Below are 15,326 nucleotides of genomic sequence, written 5' to 3'. Positions count from 1 at the left end.
CCCCTTCTGCTTCAGTTACCTTGCAGGCGCAGCCCTACTCGTGGGTATGCCCTACGTAGTCTTCATCGATCGTAATCTTGGCGACCGACTTGGGATATTCCGATTCGACCCGTTGTGCCAGCGCATGCTTTACGTCTTCGGCACTCATCTGCAAATCCGAGGGTCGCACGCAGTCAAAGATCACGTTGGTGTGCGTAGGACCCGGCACACAGCGCAGGTCATGAATCGAGAGGCGGCTATCAATCTCCTGGGCCATAGCGTTGATGCGCAGGCGCATGCTCGCCACATTCGAATCGTCGGTCACGATGGGATCGTAATGGAGCGTGACGATCATGCCGTCCTCGTTCCTAAACGCCTGCTCGATGTTATCGAGCGTGTCGTGGCTTTCCAGTGGGCTGGCCTCGGCCGCCATCTCGGCGTGCGCACTTGCAAACTTCCTGCCCGGACCGTAATCGTGAACCATCAGGTCATGAACGCCCAAAACGCCGGGATAGCTCATGATCTTGTCTCGGATGTGTTTGACCAGCTTAGGATCGGGTGCCTGGCCCAAAAGCGGACTCACCGTATCTTGGATAAGCTCAAAGCCGCTCCAGCCAATATAGGCACCAACGGCAAGACCGACCCATGCGTCAAGATTGATGTGCGTCACCTGGGAAACAATCGCGCACGCCAACACAGCACCCGTAGCAAGGACATCGTTCTTTGAGTCCTGAGCGGTCGCATGCAGCGTCTCGGACTCAATACGGTCACCGAGCTTTTGGTTGAGGGCCGCCATCCACAGCTTAACAACCATCGAAAGCGCCAGGACTGCCACCAGGGCAAGCGAGAACTCGACGGGTTCGGGGTAGATGACGCGCTCAACCGAGGACTTCACCAGCTCAACGCCAATCAGCAGCACGAGTGCCGCCACGACCAGACCCGAGAGATACTCGTAGCGGCCATGTCCGTAAGGATGCTCGGGGTCGGCCGGCTTGCTCGCCAGCTTAAAGCCCAGCACGCTCACGATATTCGAGCTGGCATCGGACAGGTTGTTCATGGCATCCGCCACGATCGAAACCGATCCCGACAGCACGCCAATTGCGCCCTTTGCAGCGCATAGCGCCACATTGGCGACAATACACACCATGCCCGCTAACGTGCCCACACGCGCACGATCGCCCTGCGCGCGCTTAACTATCCACTCGACCATCTGCATCCGCCCCCACGGTACTACCTATATATCTATTGCTCAAACGGATTGTAGTGTAGCCACTTTGTCCTTCAGATACAAAAAGGCCGCGACCCACACGGGCCACGGCCTTGGAGCATGGCAAAGGAATCGTCCTTGTGTCGCACAGGTTTACGCACTTACTTCGGCCACGCTCTTCGAGGTTTCGGGTGAATCGGCTCCGTCCCCCATCGTCTGTCCCTTCGCCGGCACCACGCCAAAGCAGTAGCTCAGCGCCGCAGACACCGCAAATGCCACACCGCCGGCAGCGCAGCACCACAGCAGGTTCGAGATGCCGCCCGTGGCAAAGCCAATGACCATGAGGACATTCGTCATGCCGATGGTATAGGCCGTAACGTGGCCCACGGCCGCAACAAGGCCTCCGACGGCGCCGCCAATGGCCATGCACGTCAGGCACCTGCCATATTTAAAGCCGCAACCGTACAGCGCCGGCTCGCTTACGCCGCCAAGAACACCCGAGATTGAATAGCCCAGCATGAGCGCCTTCTCGTCCTTATCCGCAACGCGAAGCGACACGCCAAAGGGCATGCCCCAAACGGCGAACGTTGCCATCGTCGCGGCGATCAGGATGCACGAATCCGTTCCCACACTCATAAACTGCGCATAGGCGAGCGATAGGACAACGTTGCTGACGCCGGCGATCTTTAGGAACTCCCAGCCCGCGGCAAGCCCCATGAGCGTGAGCAGCGACACGATGCCACCGGAATTGCCAAGCATAAACATAAGCTGGCCCAACAGCATGCCCAGATAGCTGCCCGCCGGCGCCGTAATGCACAGCGAAACCGGAACCATGACAAGCATGGTTGCAAACGGAACGAACGAAAACGCCACGGCCTTAGGGATAACGCGCTTAAAGAAACACTCCACTCGCCATAGCACGGGCACCGAGATGAGAACCGGAATAACAGTCGTCGTGTAATCGTTGACCGGCGCGGGAAGCAGACCATACACGGAAGCCATCGATGCCCCCGTCGTCGAGGCGGCATCAACGAGCTTAAGCAGATCGGGTGCAATCAATACGCCGCCCAGCATCATGCCCAGCTGCTCCGAGCAACCGAGCTGGCGGGCGGCCGCCCAACCAAGATAAATGGGCAAAAAGTAGTAGCCGGCGTTATAGAGCCAACTGTAGAACAGGCGATAGATTTCGGAATCGGCAGACCACAGGCCCAGCATGCCCTCGCCCATAATGACGGCGACGGTGCGGAACAACGCCGCGCAGACAATAAACGGCAGCGCCGACATCATGCTTTTGGACAGATAGTCCACCACGGCCATGGCGTTTGATGAAACCGACGTTGTAAACGAGGTGTTAGAAACTTGTAGCATGGAACGCCTTTCCCAATATGACATGCGGGCTGTCCCTTTGTCACATCGTGCGGTATCGACCGATTGCGCGGTACTTTTCGTAGCGGAGGTTTGTGAGGGTCGCGTCGTCGAGCTGCCCAAGCGTATCGAAGGCATCAAATGCCGAGGACATGACGGCACCGGCAATCTCCTCATGCGACAGGCCCCTATCGTCAACAATGCCGTCGATGATGCCGAGCGCCAACAGATCGGGGGCCGTGAGCTTCAGCGCCTCGGCGGCCTCATTCGCGCGCTCGGTATCCTTCCACAGGATCGACGCACAGGCCTCGGGGCTCACGACCGAATAGGCCGAGCTCGAGAGCATCAGGATGCGGTCGGCCACGGACAGCGCCAGCGCGCCACCAGAGCCGCCCTCGCCTGTCACCACCGAGACAATCGGCGTCTTGAGGCCGCTCATCTCCATGAGATTCTGGGCAATCGCCTCGCCCTGGCCGCGCTCCTCGGCACCGATGCCGCAAAACGCGCCCGAAGTATCGACCAGACACAGAACCGGTCGACCAAACTTTTCGGCCTGGCGCATAAGGCGACGCGCTTTGCGGTAGCCCTCGGGATGTGCCATACCAAAGTTGCGACGCATGCGCTCTTTGGTCGTGGTACCGCGCTCGACGGCGATAACCGTCACGGGTCGCCCGTCTTTCCAGCCAATGCCAGCCACCACGGCGGCGTCGTCGCCAAAGTAACGGTCGCCATGCAGCTCCACAAATCCATCCAGGCCCAGCGAGATCATCTCGCCCGCCGTGGCGCGATCTGCCGAGCGGGTCTGCTTGACAATCTCGAGCGCGGTTTTTGGTGCGGCCGAGCGCTTGAACAAGTGTCCCAACTTTTTGCCGCGGCGACCCGTATGCACGATCTCATGCGGTGCCCCCAGGCCGGGCGCGTGCCCTTCGTGCAGCGCCAGCAGCTCGCCTACCGTGAGCGCAATCTCGCCACGCGGAACGACGGCATCGCAAAAGCCGTGCTCCAGCAAAAACTCGGAGCGCTGGAATCCCTTGGGCAGGCGCTTGTGCATGTTCTGCTCGATCACGCGCGGGCCGGCAAATGCCGTCAGGGCATCGGGCTCGGCCAGGATAATATCGCCCTCCATGGCAAAGCTCGCGGTTACGCCTCCGGTCGTGGGGTCAGTGAGCACCGTGATATACAGGCCGCCCGCCTCGCTATGGCGCCTAACCGCCGCAGAGATTTTGGCCATCTGCATGAGCGAGGTCACGCCCTCCTGCATGCGGGCGCCACCCGATACGGTAAAGCCAACGACCGGCAGTCCCAGCTCGGTCGCACGCTCAAATGTGCGGCAGATCTTCTCGCCCACCACGGAACCCATCGAGCCCATCATAAAGTTGGCGTCCATAAAGAAGAGCGCCGTATCGCAACCGCAGATTTTGCCCTTGCCGCACACAACGGCATCGCGCTCGCCCGAACGTTCGCTCACGCTCTTGAGCTTGTCGGCATAGCCGGGAAACGAGAGAAAGTCCTCCGGCGCCAGACTGGCATCCCATTCCTCAAACGTGCCCTCGTCGACTGTCATACCCAGGCGCGCACGACCGCTCACGCGAAAATGCTTGCCGCAACGGGGGCAGACCTCGAGGTTGTCGTGCAGGCGTGTCTCATCGATCACACGGCGGCACTCCGGGCACTTGATAAACACGTGGCGCGCGGGAAACTCGGCGCACGACTCGGTCATCGGCCCCTCGAGGACGTTGACCGTCTTCGCTTTTCTATTCATCAGCATAGAGATGCCCCATCAGATCGGTGTGATACATGCCCGACAAGAACTCGTCGTTTGCCAGCACGTCGAGCTGAAGCTCGCTGTTTTCGCTCACGCCCTCAATCACGAGCTCGCCCAGGGCCGAGCGCATCTTGCGAATGGCGCCGTCACGCGTGGGCGCACACACGATGAGCTTGCCAAGCATGGAGTCGTAGTACGGCGGAACTTTTGCACCGGTAAACATGGCGGAATCCCAGCGCACGCGCGGACCACCCGGCACACGCAACGCGGTGACCGTTCCGCATGACGGCAGAAAGTCCGGCGTTTCGGCATTGATGCGGCACTCCATGGCGTGGTTGCGGACCGGCATGTCCTCCTGCTCAAAGGGCAGAGGCTGGCCGGCTGCCACGCGCAGCTGCCACTTGACCAAGTCGGTATCGGTCACAAACTCCGTAACCGGATGCTCCACCTGCAAGCGCGTGTTCATTTCCATAAAGTAGAAATTGCCGTCGTCCGAATACAGGAACTCGATGGTACCGGCTCCTTCGTAGCCGACGGCACGAGCCAGGTCGCGTGCGGCCTTGTGCATGCGGGCACGAATGTCGTCGTGTCCGTCGAGGCACGGCGCGGGGCTCTCCTCGATTAGCTTTTGGTTGCGCCGCTGCACCGAGCACTCGCGCTCGCCGAGCGAAAACACATGGCCCTGCTTATCGGCCATAATCTGCACCTCAACGTGATGCGCCGGCGCGACGAACTTCTCCATGTAGCACTCGCCGTCGCCAAAAACGGCCTCGCCCTCGGCGCGTGCTTCAATAAAGGCCTTTGCCGCATCTTCCACGCGCTCGACCTTACGAATACCGCGACCGCCGCCGCCCGCACGCGCCTTAATAAGCACGGGGCAGCCAATGCGCTCAGCCTCGGCCGTTGCCTCCTCGGGACTTTTGAGCAAATCGCAGCCCGGCACGATGGGCACGCCCGCCGCGGCAGCCGTTCGACGTGCGGCGTCCTTGTCGCCCATGCTGTCGATCACCTTGGCCGAAGGACCAACAAACGCCAGGCCATACTTGTCGCAGTCGCGCACGAAGCTCGCCTTCTCGGAGAAAAAGCCATAGCCGGGATGAATTGCCTTAGCTCCCGACTTTACGGCACAGGTGAGCACAGCATCGTCGTTGAGGTAGCTCTCGGCAAGACGCGGACCGCCGATGCAATACGCCTCGTCGGCAAGCTGCACGTGCAGCGCGTCCGCATCGGCCGTGGAATAAACGGCGACGGTCTTGATGCCCATATCGCGGCACGCGCGGATAACACGGACCGCGACTTCGCCGCGGTTGGCGATGAGCACTTTGTCGAACATGAAGCCTTCCTTAACTTTCGTGCATGAGTGCAAAAGACATATCGGCGCGGCAGCAAACCTCACCGTTGACGCTCGCAGTACCCGTCGCAAAGCGGAACGGCCCGCGCGCACGCGTGATGGTGCACACCAGATCAACCGTGTCGCCCGGGCGCACCGGACGCTTAAAGCGCACCTTGTCCAGACTCGTATAGAACGGCGTCGCGCCGCGCGCTTCCTCATCGCCCATCAGCAGCACGCAGCAGTTTTGGGCGAGCATCTCGCACTGAATCACGCCGGGGACCACCGGGTTTCCCGGAAAATGCCCCTGCAAAAAGTACTCGTCGCCCGTGATCGTGATCTTGCCGTGGGCCTCGTCGCCCACCAGCTCGGCCTCGTCGAGCAAAAGCATCGGTTCGCGATGCGGCAACAGTTCCTTAAGCTCTTCTTTGTTCATGGATATCACCTATCCGATTCTCATGAGGCAGCTGCCAAACTCCACGAGGTCGCCGTCGGCCACGCAGGTCTCGAGCACCTCGCCGTCTGCCTCGGCTGTCACCTCGTTGAGAACCTTCATAGCCTCGATGATGCAGAGGGTCTCGCCGGCCTTGACCTTGGAGCCCACGCGCACAAACGGCTCGTCGCCCGGCGCTGGGGCAGCATAGAAAACGCCGACCATGGGAGCGGTCACCTCGGTGCCCTTGGGCTCCGGTGCGGCAACAGGTGTCTGCGCGGCGGGCTCCGGTGCGGCAGGCGCGACTGTGGGAGCTGCAACTGGAGCGGCCATAGCGCTCGGCATGGGCATGGGCACGGCAACCGGCTGTGCGGCGCTCGCGCGCTCGAGTTCGACCGCGGTGCCATCGGGCTCCTCAACGCGTACGCGCGTGAGGCCGCGGTTCTCCATAACATCGGCTATCTCGGCAAGTCTTTTGGAATCCATGCTCTAGCTCCTCGTATATCTACGCAGCGCGATGGCGGCGTTGTGTCCGCCAAAGCCCAGGTTGGTCGAAAGCGCCCAGGTAAGGTCGGCGCGAACCGCGCGATTGGGCGTGTAGTCAAGATCGCAGGCGGGATCGGGCGTGTGGTAGTTAATGGTCGGCGGCACCACGCCCTGCTCGAGCGCCATGGCGCAGGCCATGACCTCGATGGCGCCCGTAGCACCGATCATGTGGCCGGTCATCGACTTAGTCGACGAGACGTGCGCGGCGCGCGCCGCGTCCTCGCCGAGCGCACGCTTAATGCCCGCCGTCTCGGACGAATCGTTGAGCTTGGTCGATGTGCCGTGGGCATTGATGTAGAGACCCTCGGAAGGCTTGACGTCGCCCTCGGTTACCGCCAGCGATATCGCGCGGGCAATGCCGGCAGCCTCGGGATCAGGACTCGTGATGTGATAGGCATCATCGGTGTTGCCGTAGCCCACGACCTCGGCATAAATGTGCGCACCGCGCGCCTGCGCATGCTCCATGCTCTCGAGAACCAGCACGCAGGCGCCCTCGCCCATCACAAAGCCGTCGCGGTCTGCATCGAACGGGCGGCAAGCCGTCGACGGGTCAGGATTAGTGGTGAGAGCACGGCAGGATGTAAAGCCCGCAACGGCATCGGGGATGATTGCGGCCTCGGCACCGCCGGCGAGAATCGCATCGGCATAGCCATGCTTGATGGCGCGGAACGCCTCGCCCACGGCATGGGCCGAGGTCGCGCAGGCGGTCACCACGGGCAAGGTCGGGCCCTTTGCCTTATGGCGGATTGCGATATTGCCCGAAGCCATATTGGGGATCATCATCGCGATCATATAGGGCGATGCACGGCGAGGCCCTCGATCGGCAATCGTGTGAACGTTGTCGACGAGTGTCTGCATGCCGCCCACGCCTGAACCCACGTAGACGCCCAGGCGCTCGCGATCGATGGCGCCCTCAACATCGAGGCCCGCATCGTGCATGGCCTCGTCCGACGCCGCCATCGCAAACTGAACACAGGGGTCCAGGTGCTTGGCGTCACGCTTGCCAAAGTACTCGTTGCCGTCAAAACCCTTGACCTCGGCCGCCACCTTAACGGCAAACGCATCGGTATCGAAGTGCGTGATCGGGCCGATGCCGCACGTGCCGGCGCACATGGCCGCCCAGGTGGCAAGCGTCGTGTTGCCGAGCGGCGATACGGCGCCGATGCCGGTGATTGCAACTCTCTGTTCCATCATGGTCTCCTCATCCAAGCCGTTGTTCGGCCCTGGTTTCTACATCGCCATTCCGCCGTCAACGCGTACGACCTCACCCGTAATGTAGGCAGCCGCATCGCTCGCTAAAAAGCGCACCACGCCGGCCACTTCCTCGGGGCGCGCCATGCGCCTCAGGGGAATCTGCTCCTCGCACGCCGCGCGCACCTTCTCCGAGAGCTTTGCCGTCATATCCGTCTCGACAAACCCGGGTGCGACCGCGTTCACTCGTACGCCGCGGGGCGCAAGCTCGCGCGCCACCGCCTTGGTAAGCCCTATCACGCCCGCCTTGGAGGCAGCGTAGTTGGCCTGCCCGGCATTGCCCATCAGGCCCACAACCGAGCTCATGTTGATGACGCAACCGCCGCGCTGGCGCATAAAGGTCTTGGTGAGCGCGCGCGTCGTATTGAACGTGCCCTTGAGATTGACATCGAGCACGCGGTCGAAGGCATCGTCGCTCATACGCATGAGCAGGCCATCGCGGGTGATGCCGGCGTTGTTGACGAGCGCCCAAATGGAGCCAAAGTCGTTGAGGACCGTCTCCACGCATGTGTTGACGGCGGCGGGGTCGGCCACGTCACATTGATATGCGCGCGCCGTGGCGCCAGCCGCCTCGCAGGCCTCGCACGTCTCGCGCGCCGCATCGACGCTGCCGGCATAGACGACGGCGATATCAAAGCCGTCCTCCGCCAGACCGACAGCGCAGGCGCGGCCGATACCCCGCGAGCCGCCCGTGACCAGTGCCACGCGACGTGAGTCGTTGCGCTCGAGCGCGGCGTTGTTCAAGTTACCCATGTCATTCCTTTCGGGTTACAGCCCTGTGGACTATGCGAGCTCGTCGGCAATAGCTGCGACCTGCTCGGCCGTTTCGCACGAATACACACGAACGTCGCTCAGCGTACGCTTGACCAAGCCGGACAGCGTTTTGCCGGGACCGACCTCAATAAACGTGTCGATGCCTTGATCCTGCAGAGCATGCAGCGTGTCGACCCAGCGCACGGCATGGCTCACCTGGTTGGCAAGCACCTCCGATGCCGCCTGCGGATCGGCCGGATAGGGCGCCGCCGTCATATTTGCCATGACCGGAATGAGCAACGGGGACGGCGCGTGACCGGCCTCGATATATGCAGCAAGGCCACAAGTCGCCTCGGCCATATAGGGGCTATGGAATGCACCCGACACCGCGACCTTCATGGCGCGACCGCCAGCCTCTTTTACCATGACGTCGAGGGTCTGCAACGCATCGGGCGCTCCGGCCACAACCGTCTGCTGGGGGCTGTTGTAGTTGACCGGCCAGCAGTCCTCGCCTGCCTGTTTTGCCAAGCCCTCGACCTGCGCCGCATCGAGCTTGATGACGGCGCGCATGCCGCCGGGGTGACGCTCGGCCTCCGTGGCCATCAAAGCCGCGCGCTCACACACGAGCTCAAAACCCGCTCGCGTATCGAATGCCCCCGCAAAGGTGAGTGCAGCGACCTCGCCCAGCGAGAATCCCGCACAGGCGGCAGGCACCACGCCGCGATCGCGCAGGGCGACAGCGACAGCCAAGTCGTGCACGAACACGCAAGGCTGCGTGTTCTCGGTCTGTGAGAGCTCCTCCTTGGAGGCGCTCCGGCACTGCTCGCTGGTCCCCGGGCGTACCTCATCGGCAATGGCGAACACCTCGGCAGCCGCCGGCGATGCTTCGATGAGGTCGACGCCCATCGCGGGATGCTGGGCACCCTGACCGGCAAACAGAAACGCTACGCTACCCATGCGGTCGCACCCTTCAGGACACGCTCGGCGCCATCGACCAGATCGTCGACGATTTCGCGTGCGCTCTGGCGCTCGTTGACCATGCCAGCAATCTGTCCGCACAAATACGAACCCTCTTCGTAATTACCGTCCTTTGCGGCTTTACGAAGCGCGCCCGTGCCCATGGCCCCGAGCTCCTCGGGGCTTGCGCCCGCCGCCTCGTTCTTGGCATACGCGTTGGTGAAGGGGCTCTTGAGGGCGCGAACCGGATGTCCCGTCGAGCGACCGGTCGCACGCGTCGACGTGTCGCCCGCCTTGAGCACCAGCTCTTTGTACTGTTCGGATACGGTGCACTCATCGGCGACGAGAAAACGCGTGCCCACCTGGACGCCGGCGGCGCCGAGCATAAAGGCGGCCGCTACACCGCGGCCATCGGCGATGCCGCCAGCCGCAACCACGGGAATATCGACCGCATCGACAACCTGCGGAACGAGCGCCATCGTCGACGTCTCGCCAATATGCCCGCCCGATTCGGTGCCCTCGGCAACCACGGCAGTGGCTCCGCGACGCGCCACGAGACGCGCCAGCGCCACCGAAGCCACGACGGGAATAACCTTGATGCCTGCATCGCCCCAGGCCTTCATGTACTTGGTGGGATTGCCGGCACCGGTCACCACAACGGGCACCTGCTCATCAATCACCACTTGTGCGACCTCGTCGACAAACGGGCTCATGAGCATAACGTTGACGCCAAAGGGCTTATCCGTCTTGACGCGCAGCTCGTGAATCTGATCGCGCAGCCAGTTTGCGTCGGCATTCATGGCCGCGATAATGCCTAAGCCGCCTGCCTCGGACACGGCAGATGCCAACGAGGCGTCGGCAATCCAGGCCATGCCACCCTGGAACACGGGCTTTTCGATTCCGAGCAAATCGCAGAGAGGAGACTTGAGCATCACTACTTCTCCAATGCCGCCTCGACCGTATCGACGAACTCGCCGACCGTCTTGGGGTTCTCCTCGGTATCGAGCTCAATGCCAAACTCGTCCTCGACGGCAACGAGGATCTCGACGGTACCCAGGCTGTCGAGGCCAATCTCCTCGAGCGTGGACTCGGGCTTCATCTCGACATCGTCAAGGCCGGCGGTCTCGCGGATAACGTCGCAAACGCGCTCGAAGGTCTTCTGATCTGCCATGGTAGTTCTCCTTTGTTTGTGCCCCAGGGGCGTTTTCATTTCCTATGTGCAACTACTTCCAGCGAAGTAGATAGCCACCTACATCCAAGCCGGCGCCAAATCCGACCAGGGCGATGGTGTCGTCCGCGTGCAGCGCGCCGGTATTTGCCAGTCGGTCGAGAGCAAGCGGAATGCAAGCGCTCGAGATGTTGCCGGTTTCACGCAACGTTCGGACCACACGGTCGTCCGGCACACCCAGGCGCTTGACCGCCTGGCTCAAGATTCGTTCGTTAGCCTGATGGAATACAAAGTGGTCGATGTCCTCGACCGCGATGCCCGCGTCGCAGGCGAGCTTGTTGACCGTGTCGCAGATGGCATTGACGCCAAACTTGAAGACGCGACGACCGTTCATGGAAAGCACGCTTTCGCGGTCCTGCGCCGTCTTATACGGCGAGGAGCCCGCCAATCCGGGGACACGCAATGTTTCGACGTCAGGCGACGTCGAGAGCTCAACAGCGAGGGGATTCTCTCCCTCAGCCCCTATGACCGCAGCACCCGCACCATCGCCAAAGAGCACGCACGTGGCACGGTCGGTCCAGTCGAGCGCGCGCGTCATCTGCTCGGCGGCAACGACCAGCACGTGCTTGGCGCGACCGCGGGCGATATAACCCTCGGCGACATCGAGCGCAAATACGAAGCCGGCACAAGCCGCCGAAACGTCGAAGGCAGGACATGTGGCACCCAGGCGCTCAGCAACGGCGCACGCTTCGGCAGGAACGAGGTGATCGCCCGTCGTCGTCGAACAGACGATAAGATCCAGCTGGCTCGCGTCGATTCCGGATACCTGAAGCGCCCGCTCGCTCGCCGCTACGGCAAGGTCGTCGAGTGACTCAGTGGTGCAGACGTGGCGGCTCTTGATACCGGTGCGGGTAAAAATCCACTCATCCGAGGTATCGAGGAACTCGGACAGCTCGTCATTGGAAACACTGCGCGTAGGAAGCGCCGAGCCTGTTCCAAGAATCGTGAAACCCATCACTAACCTCCTTTGAGTTGTTGACGTGTTTACATCGACCAAGAGAGGATAGCGCATTTCAGTCATTGTTAACGTGTTAACATTAAATTGTCCAAATGCGACAAAGGCTTCACATTGTGTCTGTCTCTCGACACCATTGCGTTATTCACTTATTCATTAAGGAGGTAGCAGCCGCTATGGATGCCCAATTAACGATAGTCGACGTAACCGGATCGACCAACGATGACCTGCTCGAAGCAGGAAAACAAGGAGCGCCGCACGGCACAGGACTTGCCGCCCGGGCTCAGACAGCAGGACGCGGCCGGCGCGGCCACAAGTGGGATTCAACCGCCGGCAACCTATTGCTTTCGATTGTCCTGCGTCCATGCGTTAATCCTGCAAAGTACTCTGGTCTTGCCGCCGTCAGCGGCCTAGCGGTGCTCGAGGCGCTCGAAAAGCAGGGTCTTGCAAACGAGATTGGCCTCAAATGGCCCAACGACCTGATCGCGCGAGGACGCAAGCTCGGCGGCATTCTGGTCGAGGCGGCACGCGACAACAAAGGCAAGCCCTTCGCCGTCTGCGGCATTGGCGTCAATGTGAACTACACGCCCCAAGAGGTGCCCGATGGCGGCCTGGCGGCAATTGGCCTCTCGGACCTCAACGAGAATGTTCCCGCCGTCGATGTGTTACTCAAGGAGGTCTATCACACCGTCGTAAACGCTGTGGACGCGTGGGCAGAGCGCCTCAACGCCATGGAAGAAGACGCCGGACCGCTCGCGCCCGTCCACGGCGAATATATCGGTCATCTCAATTGGATTGGGGAGCACGTTATCGCCCGCTCCCCTGCCGGTGACGAGCTGGCGCGTGGCATCTTTCAAACGGTCGATGACTTTGGTCGCGCGTGCATCGAGACAGAAGACGACTTGCGATCCTTCCATTTTGAGGAGGCATCGCTGCGCCCCATGGGTAAATAAGACGCCATAGCCACCCATTCGGCCGCATTATCCGGACCCCCAAGGTCACCATTCAAAACAAAAGAGCCCCGCTACCGTAATGGCAGCGGGGCTCTTTAAGCTAAGAGCGATATCGCTTAGAGCTTGATGTCGATGTCGACGCCAGCGGGAAGGTCGAGACGCATGAGCGAATCAACGGTGCCCGAGGTGGGGTCGAGGATGTCGATGAGGCGCTTGTGGGTGCGCATCTCGAACTGCTCACGGGAGTCCTTGTTCACGTGCGGCGAGCGGATAACCGTGTACAGGTTGCGCTCGGTGGGCAGGGGGACAGGACCGGAAACGCGAGCGCCGGTCTTCTGAGCGGTCTCGACGATGAGCTTCGCGGACTGATCAACGACCTCGTGATCATAGCCCTTGAGGCGAATGCGGATCTTCTGGGTAGCCAACTTAAACCTCCAAAGAGTGCGAGAGATGCTCTCGCGGATTACGTAACAGGGAGCTCGAACTTAAGCGTTCTTGCTCATGACCTCGTCCACGATGGACTTGGGCGCGGGCTCATAAGAGTCGAACTGCATCGTGTAGGATGCACGGCCCTGGGTCTGGGAGCGAAGGTCGGTAGCGTAACCGAACATCTCGCCCAGCGGCACCTTGGCACGGATGAGCTTGCTGTTCTTGCGATCCTCCATGCCCTCGATCTTGCCGCGGCGACCGGAGAGGTTGCCCATAACGTCGCCCATGTACTGCTCGGGGGTCTCGACCTCGACAGCCATGATCGGCTCGAGCAGCTGCGGATCGGACTTCTTGAGAGCGTCCTTGATAGCCATGGAACCGGCGATCTTGAAGGCGGCCTCGGAGGAGTCGACCTCGTGGTAAGAACCGTCGAACAGAGTGACCTTAACGTCGAGGACCGGGAAGCCGGCGATAACACCGGTGTTCAGGGCCTCCTGGATGCCCTTGTCGATGGACGGGATGTACTCCTTGGGCACGACGCCGCCGACGATAGCGTTGACGAACTCGTAGCCGAAGCCCTCCTCCATCTTCTCGAGCTTGATGACGGCGTGGCCGTACTGACCGCGACCGCCGGACTGACGGACGAACTTGCCCTCAGCCTTCTCGACGTCGTGACCAGCGGTCTCGCGGTAGGCAACCTGGGGCTTACCAACGTTAGCGTCAACCTTGAACTCGCGGAGCAGACGGTCGACGATGATCTCGAGGTGCAGCTCGCCCATGCCGGCGATGATGGTCTGGCCGGTCTCGTGGTTGGTGGACACCTGGAAGGTCGGGTCCTCCTCGGCGAGCTTGGTCAGAGCCAGGGACATCTTGTCCTGCTCGGCCTTAGTCTTGGGCTCGATGGCAACGTCGATAACGGGCTTAGCGAACTCGATCTTCTCGAGGACGATCTCCTTGCCCTCGGCGCACAGGGTGTCACCGGTGGTGGAGTTCTTGAAACCGACGCAAGCGACGATGTCGCCGGCGGCAGCGTCGTCACGGTCGATACGCTCGGCGGCGTTCATCTCGAGGATGCGGCCGAGGCGCTCGCGCTGACCGTTGGAAGCGTTGACAACGTAGGAGCCGGACTCGGCGCGGCCGGAGTAAACGCGGACGTAGGTGAGCTTACCGACGAACGGGTCGGTCATGATCTTGAAGACCAGGCCGGAGAAGGGCTCGTCGAAGGAAGGATGACGCTGGATCTCCTCACCGGTGTCCGGATCGGTACCGGTGACGGCCTCAACGTCGAGCGGGCTGGGCAGGTAGTCGACGACAGCGTCGAGCAGCTCCTGGACGCCCTTGTTCTTGTAGGCAGAACCCACGAAGACGAGGTTGAGCTCGTTGGCCAGAACGCCCTTGCGCAGAGCAGCCTTGAGCTCCTCGACGGTGAAGTCCTCCTCCATGAGGATCTTCTCCATGAGCTCGTCGTCAAAGCTGGCAGCAGCGTCAAGGAGCTCCTCGCGCTTGGTGGCAGCGATGTCGGCAAACTCAGCCGGGATCTCGTCCATCGGCTCGGGGTAGGTCATACCCTTCTCGTCGGCCTTGAAGTCCCATGCAGTCATGGTGACCAGGTCGATGACGCCCCAGAAGTTGTCCTCGGCGCCCATCGGGACCTGAGCGGCCACGGCGTTAGCATCGAGACGATCCTTCATGGTCTCGATAGCATTGAAGAAGTCAGCGCCCACGCGGTCATACTTGTTGATGAAGGCGATGCGGGGGACGTTGAAGGTAGAAGCCTGACGCCAAACGGTCTCAGACTGGGGCTGAACGCCGGCAACGGCGTCGAAGACGGCGACAGCGCCATCGAGGACGCGCAGGCAGCGCTCGACCTCGGCGGTGAAGTCAACGTGGCCCGGGGTGTCGATGATCTGGATGCGGTAGTCCTTACCGTCCTTGTTCCAGAAGCACGTGGTAGCAGCGGAGGTAATGGTTACGCCGCGCTCCTGCTCCTGAACCATCCAGTCCATGGTGGCAGCGCCCTCATGGACCTCACCGATCTTGTGGGTCTTACCGGTGTAGTAAAGAATACGCTCGGTCGTGGTGGTCTTACCGGCATCGATGTGGGCCATGATGCCGATGTTACGGGTATCGGAAAGCTTGTACTTAGGCTTAGCCATGTTAGTTCCTTACCTTAAC

The 15,326-nt window shown here is 61.5% G+C and carries 15 protein-coding genes; 1 reads left to right on the top strand and 14 read right to left on the bottom strand.

Going from position 1 to position 15,326, the window contains the following annotated elements; genetic code table 11:
• Positions 1-34 precede the first annotated feature (34 nt).
• From AAA138_RS02660 to AAA138_RS02605, 12 genes are all read right to left on the bottom strand, one after another.
• Complete coding sequence (locus AAA138_RS02660) at positions 35-1,189, bottom strand: cation diffusion facilitator family transporter (RefSeq protein WP_349089464.1); 1,155 nt, start codon at positions 1,187-1,189, stop codon at positions 35-37.
• Between the two features lie 150 nt (positions 1,190-1,339).
• Positions 1,340-2,554, bottom strand: coding sequence for a PTS transporter subunit EIIC (locus AAA138_RS02655; RefSeq protein ID WP_349089462.1), 1,215 nt, complete (start codon positions 2,552-2,554; stop codon positions 1,340-1,342).
• A gap of 40 nt (positions 2,555-2,594) precedes the next feature.
• Positions 2,595-4,319 (bottom strand): acetyl-CoA carboxylase, carboxyltransferase subunit beta, encoded by a 1,725-nt coding sequence (gene accD / locus AAA138_RS02650; protein WP_349089460.1) that lies wholly within the window; start codon positions 4,317-4,319, stop codon positions 2,595-2,597.
• Positions 4,306-5,649, bottom strand: coding sequence for an acetyl-CoA carboxylase biotin carboxylase subunit (locus tag AAA138_RS02645; protein ID WP_006235026.1), 1,344 nt, complete (start codon positions 5,647-5,649; stop codon positions 4,306-4,308). The genes accD and AAA138_RS02645 overlap by 14 nt, the downstream gene beginning before the upstream one ends.
• 10 nt (positions 5,650-5,659) lie before the next feature.
• Entirely contained in the window at positions 5,660-6,082 is a 423-nt protein-coding gene (gene fabZ / locus AAA138_RS02640; RefSeq protein WP_117563763.1) for a 3-hydroxyacyl-ACP dehydratase FabZ, read from the bottom strand.
• 9 nt (positions 6,083-6,091) lie between these two features.
• On the bottom strand, positions 6,092-6,565 hold the full coding sequence (gene accB, locus AAA138_RS02635; protein WP_349089459.1) for an acetyl-CoA carboxylase biotin carboxyl carrier protein: 474 nt from the start codon (positions 6,563-6,565) through the stop codon (positions 6,092-6,094).
• Positions 6,566-6,568: 3 nt separating this feature from the next.
• Positions 6,569-7,816 (bottom strand): beta-ketoacyl-ACP synthase II, encoded by a 1,248-nt coding sequence (gene fabF / locus AAA138_RS02630; RefSeq protein ID WP_349089458.1) that lies wholly within the window; start codon positions 7,814-7,816, stop codon positions 6,569-6,571.
• A 39-nt stretch (positions 7,817-7,855) separates the two neighbouring features.
• Entirely contained in the window at positions 7,856-8,629 is a 774-nt protein-coding gene (gene fabG, locus AAA138_RS02625; protein ID WP_346977379.1) for a 3-oxoacyl-[acyl-carrier-protein] reductase, read from the bottom strand.
• 30 nt (positions 8,630-8,659) lie between these two features.
• A complete protein-coding gene (locus AAA138_RS02620) occupies positions 8,660-9,586 on the bottom strand; it encodes an ACP S-malonyltransferase (protein WP_349089455.1) in 927 nt (308 codons plus the stop codon).
• Positions 9,574-10,518: an enoyl-[acyl-carrier-protein] reductase FabK gene (fabK, locus tag AAA138_RS02615; RefSeq protein ID WP_346977382.1), complete on the bottom strand. Its 945-nt coding sequence runs from the start codon at positions 10,516-10,518 to the stop codon at positions 9,574-9,576. Before fabK ends, AAA138_RS02620 begins: the two co-directional genes overlap by 13 nt.
• Before the next feature lie 2 nt (positions 10,519-10,520).
• Positions 10,521-10,757, bottom strand: coding sequence for an acyl carrier protein (locus AAA138_RS02610; protein ID WP_055285196.1), 237 nt, complete (start codon positions 10,755-10,757; stop codon positions 10,521-10,523).
• Between the two features lie 52 nt (positions 10,758-10,809).
• On the bottom strand, positions 10,810-11,769 hold the full coding sequence (locus AAA138_RS02605; RefSeq protein WP_349089453.1) for a beta-ketoacyl-ACP synthase III: 960 nt from the start codon (positions 11,767-11,769) through the stop codon (positions 10,810-10,812).
• Positions 11,770-11,945: 176 nt separating this feature from the next.
• On the opposite strand from AAA138_RS02605, the gene AAA138_RS02600 reads away from it, so the two are divergent.
• Positions 11,946-12,722 (top strand): biotin--[acetyl-CoA-carboxylase] ligase, encoded by a 777-nt coding sequence (locus AAA138_RS02600; RefSeq protein ID WP_346977034.1) that lies wholly within the window; start codon positions 11,946-11,948, stop codon positions 12,720-12,722.
• A 116-nt stretch (positions 12,723-12,838) separates the two neighbouring features.
• On the opposite strand, the gene rpsJ is transcribed toward AAA138_RS02600, so the two are convergent.
• The gene (gene rpsJ / locus AAA138_RS02595) at positions 12,839-13,147 is read right to left on the bottom strand and encodes a 30S ribosomal protein S10 (protein ID WP_022094184.1); all 309 of its coding nucleotides are present in this window, start codon (positions 13,145-13,147) and stop codon (positions 12,839-12,841) included.
• Positions 13,148-13,207: 60 nt separating this feature from the next.
• Positions 13,208-15,307, bottom strand: coding sequence for an elongation factor G (gene fusA, locus AAA138_RS02590; protein WP_022094183.1), 2,100 nt, complete (start codon positions 15,305-15,307; stop codon positions 13,208-13,210).
• Positions 15,308-15,326 lie beyond the last annotated feature (19 nt).

Origin of the sequence: Collinsella sp. CLA-JM-H32B, assembly GCF_040098065.1 — a bacterium.
Lineage (GTDB): Bacteria > Actinomycetota > Coriobacteriia > Coriobacteriales > Coriobacteriaceae > Collinsella.
Note: the sequence above shows the minus strand (reverse complement) of the source record. Positions and strands in the feature narration are given on the sequence as shown.